The sequence below is a fragment of the Pseudomonas sp. BF-B-26 genome (genome assembly GCF_019956495.1).
Lineage (GTDB): Bacteria > Pseudomonadota > Gammaproteobacteria > Pseudomonadales > Pseudomonadaceae > Aquipseudomonas.
The window spans coordinates 34,107-53,787 of sequence record NZ_JAHBDP010000068.1; the positions used below are offsets into that span (position 1 = coordinate 34,107).

Annotated in this window: 16 protein-coding genes; 8 read left to right on the plus strand and 8 right to left on the minus strand. The window is 59.2% G+C overall.

The genetic code is table 11. The features are described 5' to 3' along the window. The first annotated feature begins 30 nt into the window (after nt 1–30). The 3 genes from rplQ to bfr all read left to right on the plus strand — a co-directional run bounded on the left by rplQ (nt 31) and on the right by bfr (nt 2,695). Nucleotides 31–417, plus strand: coding sequence for a 50S ribosomal protein L17 (gene rplQ / locus KGB03_RS12285; RefSeq protein ID WP_008145500.1), 387 nt, complete (start codon nt 31–33; stop codon nt 415–417). A 209-nt stretch (nt 418–626) separates the two neighbouring features. Next, nucleotides 627–2,081, plus strand: coding sequence for a catalase (locus KGB03_RS12290; protein ID WP_223527176.1), 1,455 nt, complete (start codon nt 627–629; stop codon nt 2,079–2,081). Nucleotides 2,082–2,230: 149 nt separating this feature from the next. After that, nucleotides 2,231–2,695, plus strand: a complete 465-nt coding sequence (gene bfr, locus KGB03_RS12295) for a bacterioferritin (RefSeq protein ID WP_076029558.1) — start codon at nt 2,231–2,233, stop codon at nt 2,693–2,695. A gap of 140 nt (nt 2,696–2,835) precedes the next feature. Here bfr and uvrA read toward each other — a convergent pair whose 3' ends face one another. Beyond that, nucleotides 2,836–5,670 (minus strand): excinuclease ABC subunit UvrA, encoded by a 2,835-nt coding sequence (gene uvrA / locus KGB03_RS12300; RefSeq protein ID WP_092277418.1) that lies wholly within the window; start codon nt 5,668–5,670, stop codon nt 2,836–2,838. 191 nt (nt 5,671–5,861) lie between these two features. Here uvrA and KGB03_RS12305 point away from each other — a divergent pair, with 191 nt between their 5' ends. Continuing rightward, nucleotides 5,862–7,259: an MFS transporter gene (locus tag KGB03_RS12305; protein WP_008145504.1), complete on the plus strand. Its 1,398-nt coding sequence runs from the start codon at nt 5,862–5,864 to the stop codon at nt 7,257–7,259. Nucleotides 7,260–7,268: 9 nt separating this feature from the next. Next, complete coding sequence (locus KGB03_RS12310) at nt 7,269–7,799, plus strand: single-stranded DNA-binding protein (RefSeq protein ID WP_008145505.1); 531 nt, start codon at nt 7,269–7,271, stop codon at nt 7,797–7,799. 65 nt (nt 7,800–7,864) lie between these two features. Here the strand turns inward: KGB03_RS12310 and KGB03_RS12315 are convergent, their stop codons facing one another. Together KGB03_RS12315 and KGB03_RS12320 are read right to left on the minus strand one after the other, a co-directional pair. Beyond that, on the minus strand, nt 7,865–10,069 hold the full coding sequence (locus tag KGB03_RS12315; RefSeq protein WP_223527177.1) for an OsmC domain/YcaO domain-containing protein: 2,205 nt from the start codon (nt 10,067–10,069) through the stop codon (nt 7,865–7,867). 138 nt (nt 10,070–10,207) lie between these two features. Further along, complete coding sequence (locus tag KGB03_RS12320) at nt 10,208–10,762, minus strand: cysteine hydrolase family protein (RefSeq protein WP_223527178.1); 555 nt, start codon at nt 10,760–10,762, stop codon at nt 10,208–10,210. Nucleotides 10,763–10,863: 101 nt separating this feature from the next. Between KGB03_RS12320 and KGB03_RS12325 the strand changes: the two genes are divergently transcribed. The 3 genes from KGB03_RS12325 (at nt 10,864) to KGB03_RS12335 (ending at nt 14,034) form a co-directional block, all read left to right on the plus strand. Then, complete coding sequence (locus tag KGB03_RS12325) at nt 10,864–11,856, plus strand: GlxA family transcriptional regulator (protein WP_223527179.1); 993 nt, start codon at nt 10,864–10,866, stop codon at nt 11,854–11,856. A 320-nt stretch (nt 11,857–12,176) separates the two neighbouring features. Further along, nucleotides 12,177–13,286 carry a DUF3182 family protein gene (locus tag KGB03_RS12330; protein ID WP_223527180.1) on the plus strand — a complete coding sequence of 370 codons (1,110 nt, stop codon included), beginning with the start codon at nt 12,177–12,179 and terminating at the stop codon, nt 13,284–13,286. Continuing rightward, nucleotides 13,276–14,034, plus strand: a complete 759-nt coding sequence (locus KGB03_RS12335; protein ID WP_223527181.1) for an alpha/beta hydrolase family protein — start codon at nt 13,276–13,278, stop codon at nt 14,032–14,034. Before KGB03_RS12330 ends, KGB03_RS12335 begins: the two co-directional genes overlap by 11 nt. A 12-nt stretch (nt 14,035–14,046) precedes the next feature. On the opposite strand, the gene KGB03_RS12340 is transcribed toward KGB03_RS12335, so the two are convergent. The 5 genes from KGB03_RS12340 to KGB03_RS12360 form a co-directional block, all read right to left on the minus strand. Then, nucleotides 14,047–15,036: a lysylphosphatidylglycerol synthase domain-containing protein gene (locus KGB03_RS12340; protein WP_218537600.1), complete on the minus strand. Its 990-nt coding sequence runs from the start codon at nt 15,034–15,036 to the stop codon at nt 14,047–14,049. Next, a complete protein-coding gene (clsB, locus tag KGB03_RS12345; RefSeq protein WP_223527182.1) occupies nt 15,036–16,319 on the minus strand; it encodes a cardiolipin synthase ClsB in 1,284 nt (427 codons plus the stop codon). The genes KGB03_RS12340 and clsB overlap by 1 nt, the downstream gene beginning before the upstream one ends. Continuing rightward, nucleotides 16,316–17,113, minus strand: a complete 798-nt coding sequence (locus tag KGB03_RS12350) for an endonuclease/exonuclease/phosphatase family protein (RefSeq protein WP_008145514.1) — start codon at nt 17,111–17,113, stop codon at nt 16,316–16,318. Before KGB03_RS12350 ends, clsB begins: the two co-directional genes overlap by 4 nt. Then, nucleotides 17,110–18,036, minus strand: a complete 927-nt coding sequence (locus KGB03_RS12355; RefSeq protein WP_223527183.1) for a DUF72 domain-containing protein — start codon at nt 18,034–18,036, stop codon at nt 17,110–17,112. Before KGB03_RS12355 ends, KGB03_RS12350 begins: the two co-directional genes overlap by 4 nt. A 215-nt stretch (nt 18,037–18,251) precedes the next feature. Further along, the gene (locus KGB03_RS12360) at nt 18,252–19,463 is read right to left on the minus strand and encodes an MFS transporter (RefSeq protein WP_223527184.1); all 1,212 of its coding nucleotides are present in this window, start codon (nt 19,461–19,463) and stop codon (nt 18,252–18,254) included. Nucleotides 19,464–19,681: the final 218 nt, after the last annotated feature.

Here is a 19,681-nt window from a genome sequence, read left to right on the forward strand (position 1 = left end):
CCGAACGTTGTGTTTGGTAAGGAATGAACCATGCGTCATCGTAAAAGTGGTCGTCACCTGAGCCGCACTAGCTCGCACCGCAAGGCCATGTTTCAAAACATGGCAGTGTCGCTGTTCGAGCACGAGCTGATCAAAACTACACTGCCGAAAGCTAAAGAACTGCGTCGCGTTGCTGAGCCGCTGATCACTTTGGCCAAGACAGACAGCCTGGCTAACCGCCGTCTGGCTTTCGACCGTACTCGTTCGAAAGCTATCGTTGGTAAGCTCTTCAACGACCTGGGCAAGCGTTACGCTACCCGTGAGGGTGGCTACCTGCGCATCCTCAAGTGCGGTTTCCGCACTGGCGACAACGCGCCTATGGCGTACGTCGAGTTGGTTGATCGTCCTGCCGGTGGTGAAGCTGTATCCGCTGAGTAAGACGTCAGTCTGAAACGAAGAACCGGGCCTAGTGCCCGGTTTTTTGTGCGCGCTCGAAAAGTATCGAAAAGCCCAGGCGATAAAGCCTCATTAGTATTTATCTATCGATTCTCACAATTTAATGAATTTGATGGTGTCATGGTGATGGTCAATACTCCCTCTCAGCCGATTAGCCGGCAGTAGGAAAGACTGACAGAGGAAGACATCGTATGAGCCAAAATAAAACCCTTACCACCGCCAGTGGCGCTCCTGTCGCTGATAACCAGAATTCTCGTTCCGCCGGTCCTCGTGGCCCACTGCTGCTCGACGACTTTCACCTGATCGAGAAGCTTGCCCACTTCAACCGTGAAAACATTCCTGAGCGCCGCGTACACGCCAAAGGTTCGGGTGCTTACGGCACGTTCACCGTAACTCGGGACATCACCGAGTACACCAGCGCCAAACTGTTTGAGTCTGTCGGCAAGCAAACCCCAACCTTCCTGCGGTTTTCCACCGTGGGCGGTGAGCGTGGTTCGGCTGACACCGAGCGCGATCCACGTGGTTTCGCACTGAAGTTCTACACCGAAGAAGGCAACTGGGACATCGTCGGCAACAACACGCCAGTGTTCTTCATCCGCGATCCGTTGAAATTCCCGGACTTTATTCATACCCAGAAACGTCTGCCGCAAAGCAATCTGAAAAGCGCGCAAATGATGTGGGACTTTTGGTCGCACTCACCTGAGGCGTTGCACCAGGTCACCATTCTGTTCTCGGACCGTGGCATCCCCGATGGCTACCGTCACATGCACGGCTTCGGCAGCCACACCTACAGTCTGATTAACGCCAATGGCGAACGTCACTGGGTGAAGTGGCACTACAAGACCAAGCAAGGGATCAAAAACCTGACTCCGGCAGATGCGGCGCGCCTAGCTGGTACCGATCCCGATTACGCACAGCGTGATCTGTTCGGCGCGATCGAGCGCGGTGATTTTCCGAAATGGCGCGTGTGCATCCAGATCATGACCGAGGCTCAGGCCGCAGCGCACTACGAGAACCCGTTTGACGTGACCAAGACCTGGTCGCAAAAAGAGTTTCCGCTGATCGAAGTGGGCGAGTTGGAGCTTAACCGCAACCCGCAGAACTATTTTGCTGAGGTCGAACAAGCGGCGTTCGGGCCGAGCAACATGGTCCCGGGTGTCGGTTTGTCGCCTGACCGCATGCTGCAAGGTCGAGTGTTCGCTTACGCCGATGCTCACCGCTACCGCATTGGCACCAACCACCAGCAGCTGCCGGTGAACGCACCTCGCAGTCCGGTGAACAGCTATCAGCGCGACGGTTCGATGGCGTTTGGCAGCAATGGCGGTGCGACACCTAACTACGAGCCGAACAGCTACATCGAATCGCCGAAACAAGCGCCTCGCTATGCAGAGCCAGCGCTGGCGCTGAGTGGTGCGGCCGATCGTTACGATCATCGCGATGATACTGACTACTACAGCCACGCGGGTGCGCTGTTCCGTCTGATGAGCGATGCGCAGAAAACGCTGCTGATAAACAACATTGCTGGTGCAATGGCAGGGGTTTCCGGAGACGTGGTTGATCGTCAACTACAGCACTTCTTCAAGGCCGACCCGGCGTATGGAGAAGCAATCGCAAAGGCGTTGGGCGTACAGCTTAACGAAGTCTAAACGAGAAGCAGAACCGCCCTCATTAGGGCGGTTTTTGCGTTATTTAAACCACTTTTCTCAGAATATCTTCGCTTTTATCGCGTAGGCAGAGTGACCAAACAGTCTGCTTGGTTCAGACTACAGACTTTCAAGCAGGGAGATGTAGGGCGATGCAAGGCCACCCAGACGTAATCGATTACCTCAACACGTTGCTGACCGGCGAATTGGCGGCGCGTGATCAATATTTCGTCCATTCGCGGATGTATGAGGACTGGGGTTTCACCAAGCTCTACGAACGTATCAACCACGAGATGGAAGAAGAGGCCGGGCACGCTGATGCCCTGATGCGTCGGATTCTGATGCTCGAAGGCACGCCGCGCATGCGTCCGGACGACCTTGATGTCGGCACTACCGTGCCGGACATGCTCGCCGCTGACCTGCGACTGGAATACAAGGTCCGCGCCGCGCTCTGCAAGGGCATCGAGCTCTGCGAGCAGCACAAGGACTATGTCAGCCGCGAGATGCTGCGGGTTCAATTGCATGACACCGAAGAAGACCACACCTACTGGCTTGAAAAGCAGATGGGTCTGATCAAGTTGATTGGTCTGGAGAATTACCTGCAATCGCAGTTCTGATTCTGCTTTGTAGGAGCACGGCTTGCCTGCGATGGCGTCCTCGAAATCGCCATCGCGAGCAAGCTTTGCTCCTACAGACACAAGACACAAAAAAGCCCCTGTCACTGATGAAGTGACAGGGGCTTTTTCTTGGCCGTGATTCAAGCCTTGTCGCGAGCCAGCAGCGGTTTGAGATAGAAGCCGGTGTGCGACTGTTTCATCTCCGACACTTCCTCTGGCGTACCGACGGCAATGATCTGGCCACCCTTGGAACCACCTTCCGGCCCCAGGTCCACCAACCAGTCAGCGGTTTTGATGACATCAAGGTTATGTTCGATCACCACCACAGTGTTGCCGTGGTCGCGCAATCGATGCAAGACGTCGAGCAGCTGCTGAATATCCGCGAAGTGCAGGCCGGTCGTCGGCTCATCGAGGATATACAGCGTCTTGCCGGTATCGCGCTTGGACAGTTCACGGGACAGCTTCACCCGCTGGGCTTCGCCACCTGACAGCGTGGTCGCTGATTGCCCGAGCTTGATGTACGACAGGCCGACATCCATCAGCGTCTGAAGCTTGCGCGCCAGGGCCGGAACCGCGTCGAAGAACACCCGCGCTTCCTCGATTGTCATCTCGAGGGTTTCGTGGATGTTCTTGCCCTTGTACTTGATCTCCAGGGTTTCGCGGTTGTAGCGCTTGCTCTTGCAGACGTCGCACGGGACATAGATGTCCGGCAGGAAGTGCATTTCCACCTTGATCAGGCCATCGCCCTGACACGCTTCGCAACGTCCGCCCTTCACGTTGAAGGAGAAGCGTCCAGGACCATAACCGCGGGAGCGGGACTCCGGCACACCGGCGAACAGTTCGCGAATCGGTGTGAACAACCCGGTGTAGGTCGCCGGGTTGGAGCGTGGCGTTCGACCGATGGGGCTCTGGTCGATGTCGACAACCTTATCCAGATGCTCCAGGCCTTTGATGCTGTCGTGAGCGGCCGCTTCGAGCGTCGTCGCACCGTTCAATGCCGTAGCGCTAAGCGGGAACAGGGTGTTGTTGATCAGCGTCGACTTGCCCGAACCGGACACGCCGGTTACACAGGTCAGCAGGCCGATTGGAATGTCCAGATCGACATTGCGCAAGTTGTTGCCACGGGCGCCCTTGAGGGACAGCGACAACTTCTTGTTACGCGGCGTGCGTTTGGCCGGGACTGCAATCTTCACCCGGCCCGACAAGTATTTGCCGGTCAGTGAATCTGGATGAGCCATGACTTCGGCTGGCGTCCCTTCGGCGACAATGTGCCCGCCGTGTACACCTGCACCCGGACCGATATCCACCACGTAGTCAGCCAGGCGAATCGCATCTTCGTCGTGCTCGACCACGATCACCGTGTTGCCGATGTCCCGCAAGTGCTTGAGGGTGCCGAGCAGCCGATCGTTGTCCCGCTGGTGCAAACCAATTGACGGTTCGTCGAGAATGTACAGAACGCCCACCAGGCCTGCGCCGATCTGACTGGCCAGACGGATACGCTGCGCTTCACCACCGGACAATGTGTCGGCGCTGCGATCCAGCGACAAGTAGTCCAGGCCAACGTTGACCAGGAACTGCAGTCGCTCGCGAATTTCCTTGAGAATCTTGTCGGCAATTTCGCCGCGACGGCCAGTGAGCTTCAGCACGCCGAAGTATTCACAGGCATCGCCAATCGGCAGATTAGTCACCGCCGGCAGCGTCTTCTCGCCCACCCACACATGCCGAGCCTCACGACGCAGGCGAGTACCGCGGCAATCCGGGCAAGGCTGGGTGCTGAGGAATTTGGCCAGCTCTTCACGCACCGAGGCGGACTCGGTTTCGCGGTAGCGGCGTTCCAGATTCGGTACGATGCCTTCGAACGGGTGCGAACGTTTGACGATGTCACCACGGTCGTTCAGGTATTTGAAGTCAACGTTCTGCGACCCGCTGCCGTGCAGGATGAACTTCTGCTGATCGGCGGGCAGTTCGTTGAACGGCACTTCCAGGCTGAACTTGTAGTGCGAAGCCAACGAGCCGAGCATCTGGAAGTAATAGACGTTGCGCCGGTCCCAGCCACGAATCGCGCCTTCTGCGAGCGTCAGTTCGCCATTGACCAATCGCTTGATGTCGAAGAACTGCTTAACGCCCAGGCCATCGCAAGTCGGGCAAGCGCCAGCCGGGTTGTTGAAGGAGAACAGCTTGGGTTCCAGCTCGCTGATGGCATGACCGCAGATCGGGCAGGCGAAGCGCGCGGAAAAGATGATTTCTTCGCCGGGCTCGTCGTCCATTGGCGCGACCAGGGCGATGCCGTCCGCCAGCTTCAGCGCGGTTTCGAACGATTCGGCCAGGCGCTGTTGCAGGTCGGCGCGGACCTTGAAGCGGTCGACCACCACATCGATCGAGTGCTTCTTCTGCTTATCCAGCTTCGGCAATTCGTCCAGCTCACAGAGCCTGCCGTTGACCCGGGCTCGCACAAAGCCCTGGGCGCGCAGTTCTTCGAAGACCGAAAGGTGTTCGCCTTTACGCTCGCGGATCACCGGGGCCAGCAGCATGAGTTTGCTGCCCTCCGGTTGGGCGAGGACCAGGTCGACCATTTGGCTGACGGTCTGCGCTTCCAGCGGAATGTCGTGATCCGGGCAACGCGGAATACCCACGCGGGCATACAGCAGGCGCAGGTAGTCGTAGATTTCAGTGATGGTGCCGACCGTCGAACGCGGGTTGTGCGAGGTCGACTTCTGTTCGATGGAAATGGCTGGCGACAATCCTTCGATGGTGTCGACGTCAGGTTTTTCCATCATCGACAAAAATTGCCGGGCGTACGCCGACAACGATTCGACGTAGCGGCGCTGGCCTTCGGCGTATAGCGTGTCGAACGCCAGGGACGATTTGCCGGATCCGGACAGGCCGGTGATGACGATCAGTTTGTCCCGTGGCAGGGTCAGGTCGATGTTCTTCAGGTTGTGGGTTCGGGCCCCACGAATCAGGATCTTGTCCAAAGTGGCCTCGCTCGGCGGGCGTCGAAAACGTAGGAGTATACGGCCAAATACTGGATGGATGCACACTATCGAATGAGCGGGTTGCAGCCTTACATGAAGAGTCTGTCAGCAGAGCGCGTCAAAGCGTCGCGATATACCCCGTCAATCGATGGGACTGGTAGAATCGCCGCCGGTTCACATGAGGTTTTTCCATGCACGATCCCCACAGCGAACGCATGAGTGGCAGTGAGACCCGCGCGGCAAGCGGTCTGGCCCTGGTGTTCGCCTTCCGTATGCTTGGCATGTTCATGGTGTTGCCGGTACTGGCGACCTATGGGATGGATCTGGCAGGAGCGACCCCGGCCCTCATCGGGCTGGCGATTGGCGCTTACGGCCTGACCCAGGCGATCTTCCAGATTCCGTTCGGCTTCATTTCCGACCGCATCGGCCGTCGTCCGGTGATTTACCTGGGGCTGATCGTCTTCGCCCTCGGTAGCGTGCTGGCGGCCAATGCCGATTCGATCTGGGGCGTGATCGCCGGACGAATCCTGCAAGGCGCCGGGGCGATTTCCGCGGCGGTGATGGCGTTGCTGTCAGACCTGACCCGTGAACAGCATCGGACCAAAGCCATGGCCATGATCGGCATGACGATCGGTCTGTCGTTCGCTGTCGCGATGGTTGTAGGACCGTTGCTGACCCGCGCCTTCGGCCTGTCCGGGTTGTTCCTCGCCACGGGCGGCATGGCGCTGTTCGGCATCGTGATCGTGATGTTCATGGTGCCGCGCTCGACCGGGCCGTTGCAGCACCGCGAGTCCGGTGTTGCGCGCCAGGCGCTGATACCGACGCTCAAACACCCGGACCTGCTGCGTCTGGACCTGGGCATTTTTGTGTTGCACGCGATGTTGATGTCGAGCTTCGTTGCGTTGCCGTTGGCGCTGGTCGAAAAAGCCGGGCTGCCCAAAGAGCAGCATTGGTGGGTGTACCTGACCGCGCTGCTGATTTCCTTCTTCGCCATGATCCCGTTCATTATCTACGGCGAGAAGAAACGCAAAATGAAACGAGTTTTACTCGGCTCCGTCACGACGCTGATGCTCACTGAGCTATTCTTCTGGCAGTTCGGCGATAGTTTGCGAGCTCTGGTGATCGGAACGGTGGTGTTCTTTACCGCGTTCAACTTGCTGGAAGCTTCTCTACCATCGCTGATCAGCAAGGTTTCACCGGCAGGCGGCAAAGGCACGGCGATGGGTGTTTATTCCACCAGCCAGTTCCTTGGCTCGGCGCTCGGTGGCATCCTCGGCGGTTGGCTGTTCCAGCATGGCGGTTTGTCGGTTGTATTCCTTGGATGCGCCGGCCTGGCTGCCCTCTGGCTGGCCTTTGCTGTTACCATGCGCGAACCACCTTATGTCACGAGCCTGCGCTTGCCGTTGTCGCCCGAGGCGATCCGCGAAGCGGGTCTGGTTGAGCGCCTGAAGGCCGTCGTAGGGGTAACAGATGCGGTGATCGTTGCTGATGAAGCGGCGATTTACATCAAATTGGACACAGAACTATTGGATCGCACCACCCTTGAACGCCTGGTGAACAACCCGGCCGGGGCAGCGTGCGTAGCCTAGGAGAACGTTATGGCCCGTGGGGTTAACAAAGTCATATTGGTCGGCACTTGCGGCCAGGATCCCGAAGTTCGCTACTTGCCTAACGGTAACGCCGTGACCAACCTGAGTCTGGCGACCAGCGAACAGTGGACCGACAAGCAAACCGGTCAGAAGGTCGAGAAGACCGAATGGCACCGTGTGTCGATGTTCGGCAAAGTGGCCGAAATCGCCGGCGAGTACCTGCGTAAAGGTTCGCAAGTCTACATCGAAGGCAAGCTGCAGACCCGCGAGTGGGAAAAAGACGGTATCAAGCGTTACACCACTGAAATCGTGGTCGACATGCAAGGCACCATGCAGCTGTTGGGCGGCCGTCCACAGCAGGGCGACCAACAAGGCGGGGGCAATAACTACCAGCAGTCCGCTCCAGCCCCACGCCAACAGGCTCCGCGTCCGCAGCAGTCGGCAGCACCGCAACAGTCGCGTCAGGCTCCGGCTCCACAGCAGGCTGCTCCGCAACCGGCTCCGGATTTCGACAGCTTTGATGACGATATTCCGTTCTAAAAAGCAGCTATCCAGTCAGTAACAAAAAAGCGAAGCCACCTGGCTTCGCTTTTTTGTTGGCGCTATTAACTGGATAACGCGGTCACATTGGCCCGTGCCGAGTGCAGTTTCTTGTAGCTTTCGATCAACCGCAGGTGCCTGTCGAGCCCCTCCAGTTTCAAACTGGTCGGCGTCAAGCCATGGAAACGCACGCTGCCGTCCACCGATCCGATCGCTGCATCCGTGCGCTCGTTGCCAAACATCCGACGGAAGTTGGCCTCGTAGTCTTCCAGTTCCAGGTCTTCGTCCAGCTTCATCTCCAACACCACATTGACCGCCTGGTAGAACAAACCACGCTCAACCGTGTTGTCGTTGTACTGCAGGAACATTTCTACCGCCTCTTTCGCCTCTTCATATTGCTGCAAGGCGAGATAAATCAGCAGCTTCAACTCAAGAATCGTCAGCTGACCCCACGCCGTATTGTCGTCAAATTCGATGCCGATCAGGCTGGTGATGTCGGTGTAGTCGTCCAGCTCACTTTCCACCAGACGCTCAACCAGCGATTGCAGTTCTTCTTCGTCCAGGCGATGCAGGTTGAGGATATCGGCGCGGAAGAACAGCGCTTTGTTGGTGTTGTCCCAGATCAGATCGTCCGCAGGATAGATTTCCGAATAGTCCGGCACCAGGATGCGGCACGCCTTGGCGCCGATATGCTCGTAGACCGCCATGTACACTTCCTTGCCCATGCCTTCGAGAATGCCGAACAAGGTCGCGGCTTCCTCGGTATTCGAGTTTTCACCCTGGCCGGAGAAGTCCCACTCCACGAATTCGTAATCCGATTTGGCACTGAAGAAGCGCCACGACACAACGCCGCTGGAGTCGATAAAGTGCTCGACGAAGTTGTTCGGCTCGGTCACCGCATGGCCTTCAAACGTCGGCTGGGGCAGGTCGTTGAGGCCTTCGAAGCTGCGGCCCTGCAACAATTCGGTCAGGCTGCGTTCCAGCGCCACTTCCAGGCTCGGGTGCGCGCCGAACGAGGCGAACACACCGCCGGTACGCGGGTTCATCAACGTGACGCACATCACCGGGAATTCACCCCCCAGGGACGCATCCTTCACCAACACGGGGAATCCCTGCTCTTCCAGCGCCTGAATACCGGCCAGTATGGCGGGGTACTTCGCCAGCACGCTGGCCGGCACATCCGGGAGTGCGAATTCGCCTTCGATGATTTCGCGCTTTACCGCGCGCTCGAAGATCTCCGACAGGCACTGCACCTGGGCTTCGGCCAGTGTGTTACCGGCGCTCATGCCGTTGCTCAGGAAAAGGTTTTCAATCAGGTTGGACGGGAAGTACACCACCTCGCCGTCCGACTGGCGCACGTACGGCAACGAGCAGATGCCGCGCTCTTCATTGCCCGAGTTGGTGTCGATCAGGTGGGAACCACGCAACTCGCCGTCGCGGTTGTAAATCTTCAGGCAATACTCGTCGAGAATCTCAGTTGGCAGCTCATCTTTACGGCCAGGCTTGAACCAGCGCTCGTTCGGGTAATGCACAAACGCAGCGTTGGCGATGTCTTCGCCCCAGAACTGGTCGTTGTAGAAGAAGTTGCAGTTGAGTCGTTCGATAAACTCGCCCAACGCCGACGCCAACGCGCCTTCCTTGGTCGCACCCTTGCCGTTGGTAAAGCACATCGGTGAGTGCGCGTCGCGGATATGCAGCGACCACACATTGGGCACGATATTGCGCCACGAGGCGATTTCAATCTTCATGCCCAGGTTCGCCAGAATGGCAGACATGTTGGCGATGGTTTGCTCCAGTGGCAGATCCTTGCCGGCGATATAAGTACTCGCCTCGGAGTTAGAAGCAGGCATCAGCAACGCCTGGGCATCGGCGTCGAGGTTTTCCACCTCTTCGATCACAAACTCGGGCCCGGCTTGCACCACTTTTTTCACGGTGCAACGGTCGATGGAGCGCAGGATGCCCTGGCGGTCCTTGTCGGAGATGTCCGCCGGTAGCTCGACCTGGATCTTGAAAATCTGGTTGTAACGGTTTTCCGGGTCAACAATGTTGTTCTGCGACAAGCGGATGTTTTCGGTGGGGATGCTGCGAGTGTCGCAGTACAACTTCACGAAATACGCCGCACACAACGCCGACGACGCCAGGAAGTAATCGAACGGACCCGGTGCCGAGCCATCGCCCTTGTAGCGGATAGGTTGATCGGCCACCACCGTGAAGTCGTCGAACTTGGCTTCAAGTCGAAGGTTGTCGAGAAAGTTGACCTTGATTTCCATGGGGGATTACCAGAATAACGGCTAGACGATTTGGCCGCCATTATCCGGCTTTTCGGCCGTAAGTCTCAGAAAAAAGGCCAGTCATGTGCGCACGCGACTGGCCTTCTTTGTTGGGGAATGTCGGATTGCAAGCGTTGATCAGTGATGCGCCGCCAGGAACTCGTCAGTGGACACCACGCTGGCGTAGGCAAAACACAGGGCCGACATGAAGGCGGCGTGCACGTGGGCTGCCGGGACAGTGACGCCGTTGAACTCCAGATCACGGGTAGCACAGGCGTCGTGGATCACTGTGACGGTGTAGCCAAAGTCGGCGGCGGCGCGGGTGATGCCATCGACGCACATGTGGCTCATGCTGCCGACGACCACCAGTTCCTTGATGCCTTGCTCGTCGAGAATCGATTTCAGATCGGTTTCGCGGAACGAGTTGACGAAGTGTTTGAGCACGACCGGTTCGTCGGCGCGGTTGAGGACTTTGGGGTGCAGCTTCGCGCCCTCCGAGCCCGGAGTGAAAAAGGGCGCTTCGTCGGAGGTGAATTCGTGGCGGATGTGCACCACCGAATCACCGGTGTCGCGAAAGGCTTTGATCAGCCGTGCAGCGTTGTCCGCGGCGGCGTCGGCGCCGACCAGCGGCCATTTGCCTTGGGGGAAGTAGTCGTTTTGGATATCAACTACGATGAGTGCTTGCTTGGCCATGACTGTTTCCTCGAAGAGCTTGTTGGTGTGGAATGGAGTATTGGCTCTGGCAGGCCGTCCGAGGATTGGCGGCACCGACAATAGAAGGGGGAAAACTGACAATGGATGTAGAAAGGGCAATCGCCGAGCTGGGTGTGCTGATCTATCCCGGTGCGCAGATGGCGGCGGTGCATGGGTTGACGGACTTGTTTGGGGTGGCGAACCGGATTGCCGCCGAACATCAGGCGGCGCAGTTGCCGTTGCTGCGGGTCAGCCATTGGCAGGTTGATGGCGATCAGGCGCCCGAGCGGGTCTATGACAGTCATCCCGCTGCGGACGGTGCGTTGGTGGCGGTGTTGATCCCGCCGTCGATTGCCGGTTTTTCCGAAGGCCAGGCACCGCAGGCGCTGTTTCGCTGGCTGCGTCAGCAACATGCCAATGGCGCGACACTTGGCGGGGTTTGTGTGGGGTCGATTCTGTTGGCCGAGAGCGGCCTGCTCGACGGTCGTAGCGCCACCACCCACTGGACCTCGGCCAAAACCTTCGCCGAGCGTTATCCGGCGATCAAGCTCAAGGCCGACACACCCATCGTTGATGACGGCGACCTGATCACCACGGCGGGGCTGATGGCCTGGTCCGAACTGGGCTTGCGTCTGGTCAACCGTCTGCTGGGGCCGAGTATCGCCACCAGCACCGCGCGGTTTTTGGTGGTGGAACACAGCGACAGCGCAAGTGAGTGCGGCAGCAATTTTTCACCCATTCTCAGCCATGGCGATGCTTCGATTCTCAAGGTCCAGCATTGGCTGCAGAGCACCGGAGCGACCGATGTGTCGGTGGCGACGATGGCCGAGCGGGCAGGGCTGGAAGAGCGCACGTTCCTGCGTCGATTTCGTGCGGCAACCGGGCTCAAACCCACCGAGTATTGCCAGCACTTGCGGGTTGGCAAAGCCCGGGAAATGCTCGAGTTCACCAACGGCACCATCGATCACATTGCCTGGACGGTGGGGTATCAGGATCCGAGTGCGTTTCGGGCGACGTTCAAGAAAATTACCGGGTTGGCGCCGAGTGACTACCGGACACGGTTTGGGGTGACACCCTCAGCCGTGGCTCGGTAGCCAGATCACAAAAGAACAAAAATGTGGGAGCGGGCTTGCTCGCGAATGCGGTGTGTCATTCGGCATTAATATCGACTGACAGATTGCATTCGCGAGCAAGTCGGATCGCCGCACCGCCGCTCCCACATTTTGATCTGTGTACGTCTTCGGTCGTGCAAAATGCAGGAGTCTTGAAGGCTGTCGTGCAGAATCAAACAGGCAGGGTGCCATCATGTTTTTCGCAACGGGCTGATTTGAAAAGCGTTTGTCTTCGGCTCCCCTTGGCCTGATCTCTGCACCCCTTCAACTACATTCATCAAGCGCAGATTGAAGGGGGACGCATGACCCCGGCAAATCGCAAGAAACTGGTGGTCGCCCACTCCGTGCACGCCGAGGCTCCGTTGCACGAAGTGGAAACCAATCGTGCGCTGGCCCGTTGGCTGGCGCAGATCCTGGGGCTTAAATACGGCGGCAGTTACGACCCCGAACTGCACAACGGGCGAGACCTGTATCTGTTGCCGACCCAGACACTTGTGGGCGCCGCTGCCGCCCGGCAATTGGGCGTCAAGGGGCCGGAGGATTTGTGGGGCGGTTACGTTGAGCATGATTTCATCTGCACCAAAGCCATCAGTCACGGGTTGCGCAACAAAAATGCTCGCGCTCCGCAAGGCTGGTCTCCGTTGTTTTGCGAACGTGTGCGCAGCGTGGTGCTCGACGGCCTCAGTGTTTTTTCCATGGACGATGCGCGGCCCGCGGCAGAACACCTGCTCTACACCGGCCCGATCCGCATCAAGCCGATTCATGCCTGCGCCGGACGCGGTCAGGAAGTCATCGAAAGCCTCGACCAGTTCGATGCCATCCTCGCCAGACCCGAGGCCAAAGCCCTGTTCACCGAAGGCGTGGTGCTGGAGCAGGACCTGGACCACGTGATCACCCACAGCGTTGGTCAGAGTTTTATCGGTGACACGGTGCTGAGTTATTGCGGTGATCAATACTTGACCGAAGACGGTCAGGGCGAGCAGGTTTATGGAGGGTCCAACCTGCTGGTGGTGCGGGGTGACTACGACGATCTGCTCGAACTGGAACTGCCGGACGACGTTCGGCTGGCGATCCGCCAAGCGCAAGTGTTCGACCGTGCCGCGGATGAGGCTTATCCCGGTTTCTACGCTTCGCGGCGCAACTACGACATCGCCCAAGGCGTGGACAGTAACGGCAAACCGCGCAGCGGCGTGCTCGAGCAGTCCTGGCGGATGGGCGGTGCCAGCAGCGCCGAAGTCGCCGCCTTGCAAAGCTTTGTCAACGACCCCGGCATGCGCGCGATTCGCGTGTCGTCGGTCGAGACCTACAGCGACCAGCCGCTGCCGGCGGACGCCATCGAGGTGTATCGCGGGCCGGCGCAAAACAGTGACTTTCTACTCAAGTACGTAACGGTTAAATCCTATGACGGCTAGAAGCGAAACCATTCAGATCGACATCGACGATGAGCAGATGGTCGGGACTTTTCTCAGCCCGAAATCAAAAGTCCCCGGCGTGCTCTTTGTGCACGGTTGGGGCGGCAGTCAGGAGCGGGACCTGGAACGGGCGAAAGGCATCGCCGGGTTGGGTTGTGTTTGCCTGACGTTCGACTTGCGCGGGCACACCGAGGGGGCCGGACTTGCGCTGAATCGAGTCACGCGCGAAGACAACCTGCGCGACCTGCTGGCGGCGTATGACCGCCTGCTCGCGCACCCGGCGCTCGATACCTCGGCGATTGCCGTGGTCGGCACCAGTTATGGCGGTTATCTTGCCTCGATCCTGACCTCATTGCGTCCGGTGCGCTGGTTGGCACTGCGGGTGCCGGCGCTGTATCGCGATGATCAATGGCACACGCCCAAACGTGACCTGGACAAGCTCGATTTACGTGATTACCGCAGCACGATCGTCCGAGCCGACAGCAATCGCGCGCTGCATGCCTGTTCGCAATTCACCGGGGATGTGCTGTTGGTCGAGTCAGAGACTGACGACTACGTACCGCACGCAACCATCATGAGTTACCGCGCGGCTTGTCAGCAGACGCACTCGCTGACTCACCGGATTATCGACGGCGCCGATCACGCCTTGAGCGAACCCGTTTCGCAGCAGGCGTACACCTCGATTCTGGTGGGCTGGATCACCGAGATGGTGGTGGGCGAGCGGTTGAGCATTATTCAGTCATCGTGAAAAAACGGACGGCTAATGCCTCGGTTTCTTCGAAATCCGCAACGACTTGGCCTTGGCTTCCACGATCAGGTACATCACCAGGGTAATCAGTAGCGGCAGGATGAAGTAGATCGCCCGATACGCCAGTAATCCGGCCACCAGGCTGCCTCGGGACACTTCGTGTTGCAGCAGCGCCACGAACACCGCTTCAAGCACGCCGAGCCCGGCAGGAATGTGTGTGATAACCCCGGCAATCGCGCTGATCAACAACACCCCAAGCACCAGTGGGTAATCCAGCTTGCTCGGCAGCAAGGTGAAAATCACCGCCGCCATCAGCGACCAGTTCAGCGCCCCGAGGGCCAGTTGCAGCACCGCCATGCGCAGGGACGGCAGGTCGATTTCCACCCCGCGAATCGCCCACTCCCGTCGCCTGGAAAACTGACACGCTGCCAGGTACCCCGCGCTCACCAGCAGCAACAACACCCCCACACCTTGCAAGGCGTCGCTGCTCAGCTTCCAGCCTGGCGGCATTCGCACCAGTCCGCTGCTGAACACTGCACCGGCAATTACCATGTAGCCGAACCAGTTTGTCGCCAGGCTCAACCCGAGAATTTTCGCGATGTTGCCCTTGCTCACCCCAAGTCGCGAATACAGCCGATAGCGCATGGCAATGCCGCCGACCCACGCGCTCAGGTTGAGGTTGAAGGCATAGCTGATAATCCCCACCGGCAGGATCTGCTTCCACGTCAGGTCCTGGCGAATGTAGGTGCGGCCGATCAGGTCGAAGCAGGCGTAAACCAGAAAACTCACCAACGTCAGAGCGGAGGCGATGATCAGCGTACGCACCTTGAAATCTGCAAGGTTGTCGAACACTTCATCCCATTCGATGCGCTGGGCAAGCAGGGTGAACAGCACGATCAGCGCCAGGAAAAACAGCATTGTCAGCGGCCGTTTCCAGCGGTTCCAGCGGGATTTGCCCGGCGTTTCGGCGTGGGTCGCGGGTTGTGTATCAGAGTGGCTCATCAGGTGTCACTCCCGGCGGAATGGGAAAAGGGTTTCAGGCGCGGCTTGTGCGCCGGCAGCCAACCGGCCCAGGCCGGGAAGTGCCGCAGGAAGTGAAACACCAGAAAGCCGACGGTCATGTGCCAGACCCGTCCGCGCGGGGACTTGTCTGCGGACATGACCTTGCAATGGTTGTTACTCAGGTCTTCGAGGCGCTCGAACAGGTCGCGGTTGAAGGCGCGATCACGGATCAACACATTGGCTTCCAGGTTCAAGGACAGGCTCAACGGGTCGAGGTTACTCGAACCGACCGTGCTCCAATCCTCATCCACCAGCGCGACTTTGCCGTGCAGCGGACGGTCGCAATATTCGTAAATCAGCACACCGGATTTGAGCAGGTAGTCATAGGTCATGCGCGCGGCGAGTTTGGCCGCCAGCATGTCGGGCTGACCTTGCAGGATGAGGCGCACATCGACGCCACGGCGCGCCGCGTTGCGGATCTCGCGCAGCAGGCGATAGCCCGGAAAGAAGTAGGCATTGGCGATCACCACCCGGCGCTGGGCAGTGCGAAGAACCTGTCGGTAAACCTCTTCGATGTCGGTCGGATGTTCGCCGTTGTCGCGGTACACCAGGCGAACCTGGCCGTCATGATCGGTGAACGCCAGCTCCGAGCGCCGTTGTCTGCGGCGTTGCCACCAGTATTTGGCGCGAGCCGGGCGACCGCTTTGCAGCAAGGCGAAGTGATGGATGTCGGCCACCGCCGGGCCTTGCACTTCAACGGAATAATCCTGTTTGGCCTCAGGGCCGAAGTCAGCCAAATGGTCGGCAGAAAAGTTGATGCCGCCGATGAACGCAATCGTGCCATCGACTACCACGATCTTGCGGTGCAGGCGGCGGAACCAGTTGGTGCGGATGCCCAGAGTTTTGGGCGCCGGGTCGAAAATCTGGATGCGCACGCCGGCCTCACTCAGGGCGGCGAGGTACCCCGTACTCAGTTCACCGCAGCCAAAGCCATCGAGACTGGCGGTGATTCGCACACCGCGTTGAGCGGCTGCGATCAGTACTTCCTGCAGCTCATCACCGACCTTGTCCTCAAACACAATGAAGGTTTCCAGGAGGATTTCAGTCTTGGCCTGACGCATCGCCTCGAACACCCGAGGGAAATACGCTTCGCCGTTTTCCAGCAGCTCTACGCGGTTGTTGCCTTGCCAGCCATATTCGACGTCGACCACGCCCGGCTCACGAATCGGCGGGGTTGTGGATAAGTGCTCCACGTTGGTTTTATCCATCGATGGGCTGCTCAAAGCTCGATCTCCACCGACAGCGGTGCATGGTCGGAAAGGTGTGACCAGGGCCGCGCGGCCAGCACTTGCGGCTGACTGGCCTTGAGGTTGCGCACGTAGATGCGGTCAAGGCGCAATGCCGGCAAGCGTGCTGGAAAACTGCGCGCCGGTTTGCCGTGGAGTTCGGCGAAAACCTCCCGTAGACCGCTGGGTTTGAGCAGTGCGTCGGCACGCTGGCGCCAGTCGTTGAAATCACCGGCAACGATCACCGGGGCATCGCTGGGCAGTTCTTCGAGGCGCTGGGCCAGCAACTTGAGTTGTTCGGTGCGGTGGGTTTCGCGAAGACCCAGATGCACACAAATGGCATGCACTTCCTGGCCGTCACCGGGCAGGCGCAGCACGCAATGCAGGATGCCGCGGTTCTCGTGACCGCTGATGGAGACGTCGAGGTTGTCGTGGCGAATGATCTGGAATTTCGACAGCAGCGCATTGCCGTGATCGCCCGCCGGATAGACCGCGTTGCGCCCATAGGCGAACTGCGGCCACAGGGTGTCGGCGAGGAATTCGTATTGCGGCATCGCCGGCCAATTGCTGTAGCGCTGGGGATGACGCTCGTGGGTGCCGTGGACTTCCTGCAAAAACACCACGTCGGCGGACACGCTGCGCACCGCTTCACGCAATTCCGGCAGGATGAAACGCCGGTTGAGCGCGGTGAATCCCTTGTGCGTGTTGACCGTCAGCACGGTAAAGCGGCGTACGGAGGTGATGATGGGTTGCTGTTCGTCGGTGGTGCCGACCGGTTCGGAAATGCTCATGACAGCACTCCTTCGGCGGCCCGTTCACCGGGTCGGGTGGCGAGGTCTTTATCCAGATGAAAGCGCTCCAGCAAGCGGCGGGCATCGAAGGGCGCGCGGACTTTGATGTCGTTGTCGAAATAGCAAAACACCTCACGGGACTTGCGCGCCTTGGGCTTTTGCCGGGGGGCGATCAGCTGCGGGTCGGGCGGTTGCTGACCGTGGTGCCAAGCCTCGATCCGGTCACCCCAACGCTTCAGAGCCTCGGGGGTGTAACCGCTGGCATAGAGTTCTTCGGCACCGTGCAGGCGCAGGTAAACGAAGTCGCTGGTGAGGTCTTCGCGGTACGGCCATTTACCGGCGGTGTCGGCGATCACCAGCGCAGCATTGTGGCGTTTGAGCAGGCGGATGAAGGCGGGGTCGACGAAGCTCTCGTTTCTGATTTCTACGGCATGGCGCAAAGGCTTTTTTCCGTGGGCCTTCAGGCTGGCGTGACCGTTCAGGTGCGAATCATGCTGGCGGGCGAGGGCGGCGGCCTCTTCGGTGTTGTGGGGCAACTGCTCGAGAAAGGTCTCGAACAACTCGGCATCGAATTTGAAGTTGGGCGGGAATTGCCAGAGGATCGGGCCGAGTTTTTCCTTGAGTTCCAGCACCCCGGACGCAAAGAAATTCGCCAGGGGTTTATGGATGTCCCGCAGTCGCCTGATGTGGGTGATGAAACGCGGGGCTTTGACGCTGAAAACGAAGCCCCTTGGGGTTTCGGCGTACCACTGGGCATAACGTTCGGGCCGTTGCAGGGCGTAAAACGATCCATTGATTTCGATGCTGTTGACCGCCCGTGAGGCGAATTGCAATTCGCGCTTGTGGGTCAGCCCCTTCGGGTAGAAATCCCCCCGCCAGGGCGTGTAGCGCCAGCCTGAAATACCGATGTGGATCGCCGCCATATCCCCTCCCGTCTGATGGTCTTTCGGACTGCCCCTGTCTTTTGATGACTGTGGGGCGGGCGAGAAAGTTTCGACGGGACTACGGACGGTACACGCTCGACAAAATACCGCAGATCAAATGTGGGAGCGGGCTTGCTCGCGAAAGCGGTGTGTCAGTCACATCATCGCTGGATGTGCCGCCGCCATCGCGGGCAAGCCCGCTCCCACAGGGGGCATCAGTGGCCTGTGACTACTCGGGTTAAACCTTCAACCGGTTCGGCATACACCGGACCCAATCGATCAAGACGACCGCTCCAAGCGGTCAGCGCCAACGCGACCAGCACCACCAGACCACCGATCCATGCGGTGTGGATCAGGCCCATGTGAGCAACGATCAAACCACCGCCCCACGCGCCACCGGCAATGCCGAGGTTGAACGCGGCGATGTTCAGGCCCGACGCCACGTCCACCGCCTGCGGGGTGTGATGTTCGGCCTGACGCACCACGTAAACCTGCAGGCCCGGTACGTTGCCGAACGCAACCGCACCCCAGACCAGCACGGTGGCCAGGGCCAGCCATGGGTTGCCAGCGGTAAAGGTCAGTACGAACAACACGGCAGCGAGCAGGGCAAAGATGATTTTCAGGGCGCTGATCGGGCCGCGTTTGTCCGCCAGTTTGCCGCCCCAGATATTCCCGACGGCCACCGAGATACCGTAGACCAACAACACCAGGCTGACGGTGCTGGCGCTGAAGCCGGAAATGTCCTGAAGAATCGGAGCCAGGAAGGTGAACGCGATGAACGAGCCGCCGTAACCGACCGCGGTCATGGCGTATACCAGTAGCAGACGGGGTTGCTTGAGCACCTGCAATTGCTGCAACAGTGAAGCCGGTTTGCTGTGGGCAATGTTTTTCGGCACGTAAAGCAGGCTGCCGATGAACGCGATAACCCCCAGTGCAGACACCGCGAGGAAGGTTTCACGCCAGCCGAAATGCTGGCCAATGAACGTCCCCAGTGGCACGCCGGTGACCAGCGCCACCGTCAGGCCGGTGAACATGATGGCGATCGCGCTGGCGGCTTTCTCCTTCGGCACGAGGCTGGTGGCGATGGTCGAGCCAATCGAAAAGAACACCCCGTGGGCCAGGCCGGTGACGATCCGCGCAATGATCAGCGACTCGTAGCTCGGCGCTTTCCAGGCCAGCAGGTTGCCGAGGGTGAACAGCACCATCAGCGACAACAGCAGCAATTTGCGTGGGACTTTGCCAGTGAGGGCGGTCAGCACCGGGGCGCCAATGGCGACGCCCAATGCGTAGAGGCTGACCAGCAGGCCGGCGGACGGCAGGCTGACGCCAAGGTCGGCGCCGATGGTGGGTAACAGGCCAACGATGACGAACTCGGTCGTCCCGATGGCGAAGGCGCTGAGGGTCAGCGCGAGCAAGGCAATGGGCATGGCTGCAACTCCGGTGGATTGATTGATGGAGCGCAGTGTCCGGGTTTGGGTTGTGTGGAAAAATACAGGGATGGGCATTTGATATTTGCCTCACGCGCAAAGATCACCCCGGGTTGAAAATTACCTGTGGCGAGGGGGCTTGCCCCCGTTGGGCTGCGGAGCGGCCCCAAAACCCGTCAATCGGTGTTCTCCAGATACACCGCGAACAATGGATTTAC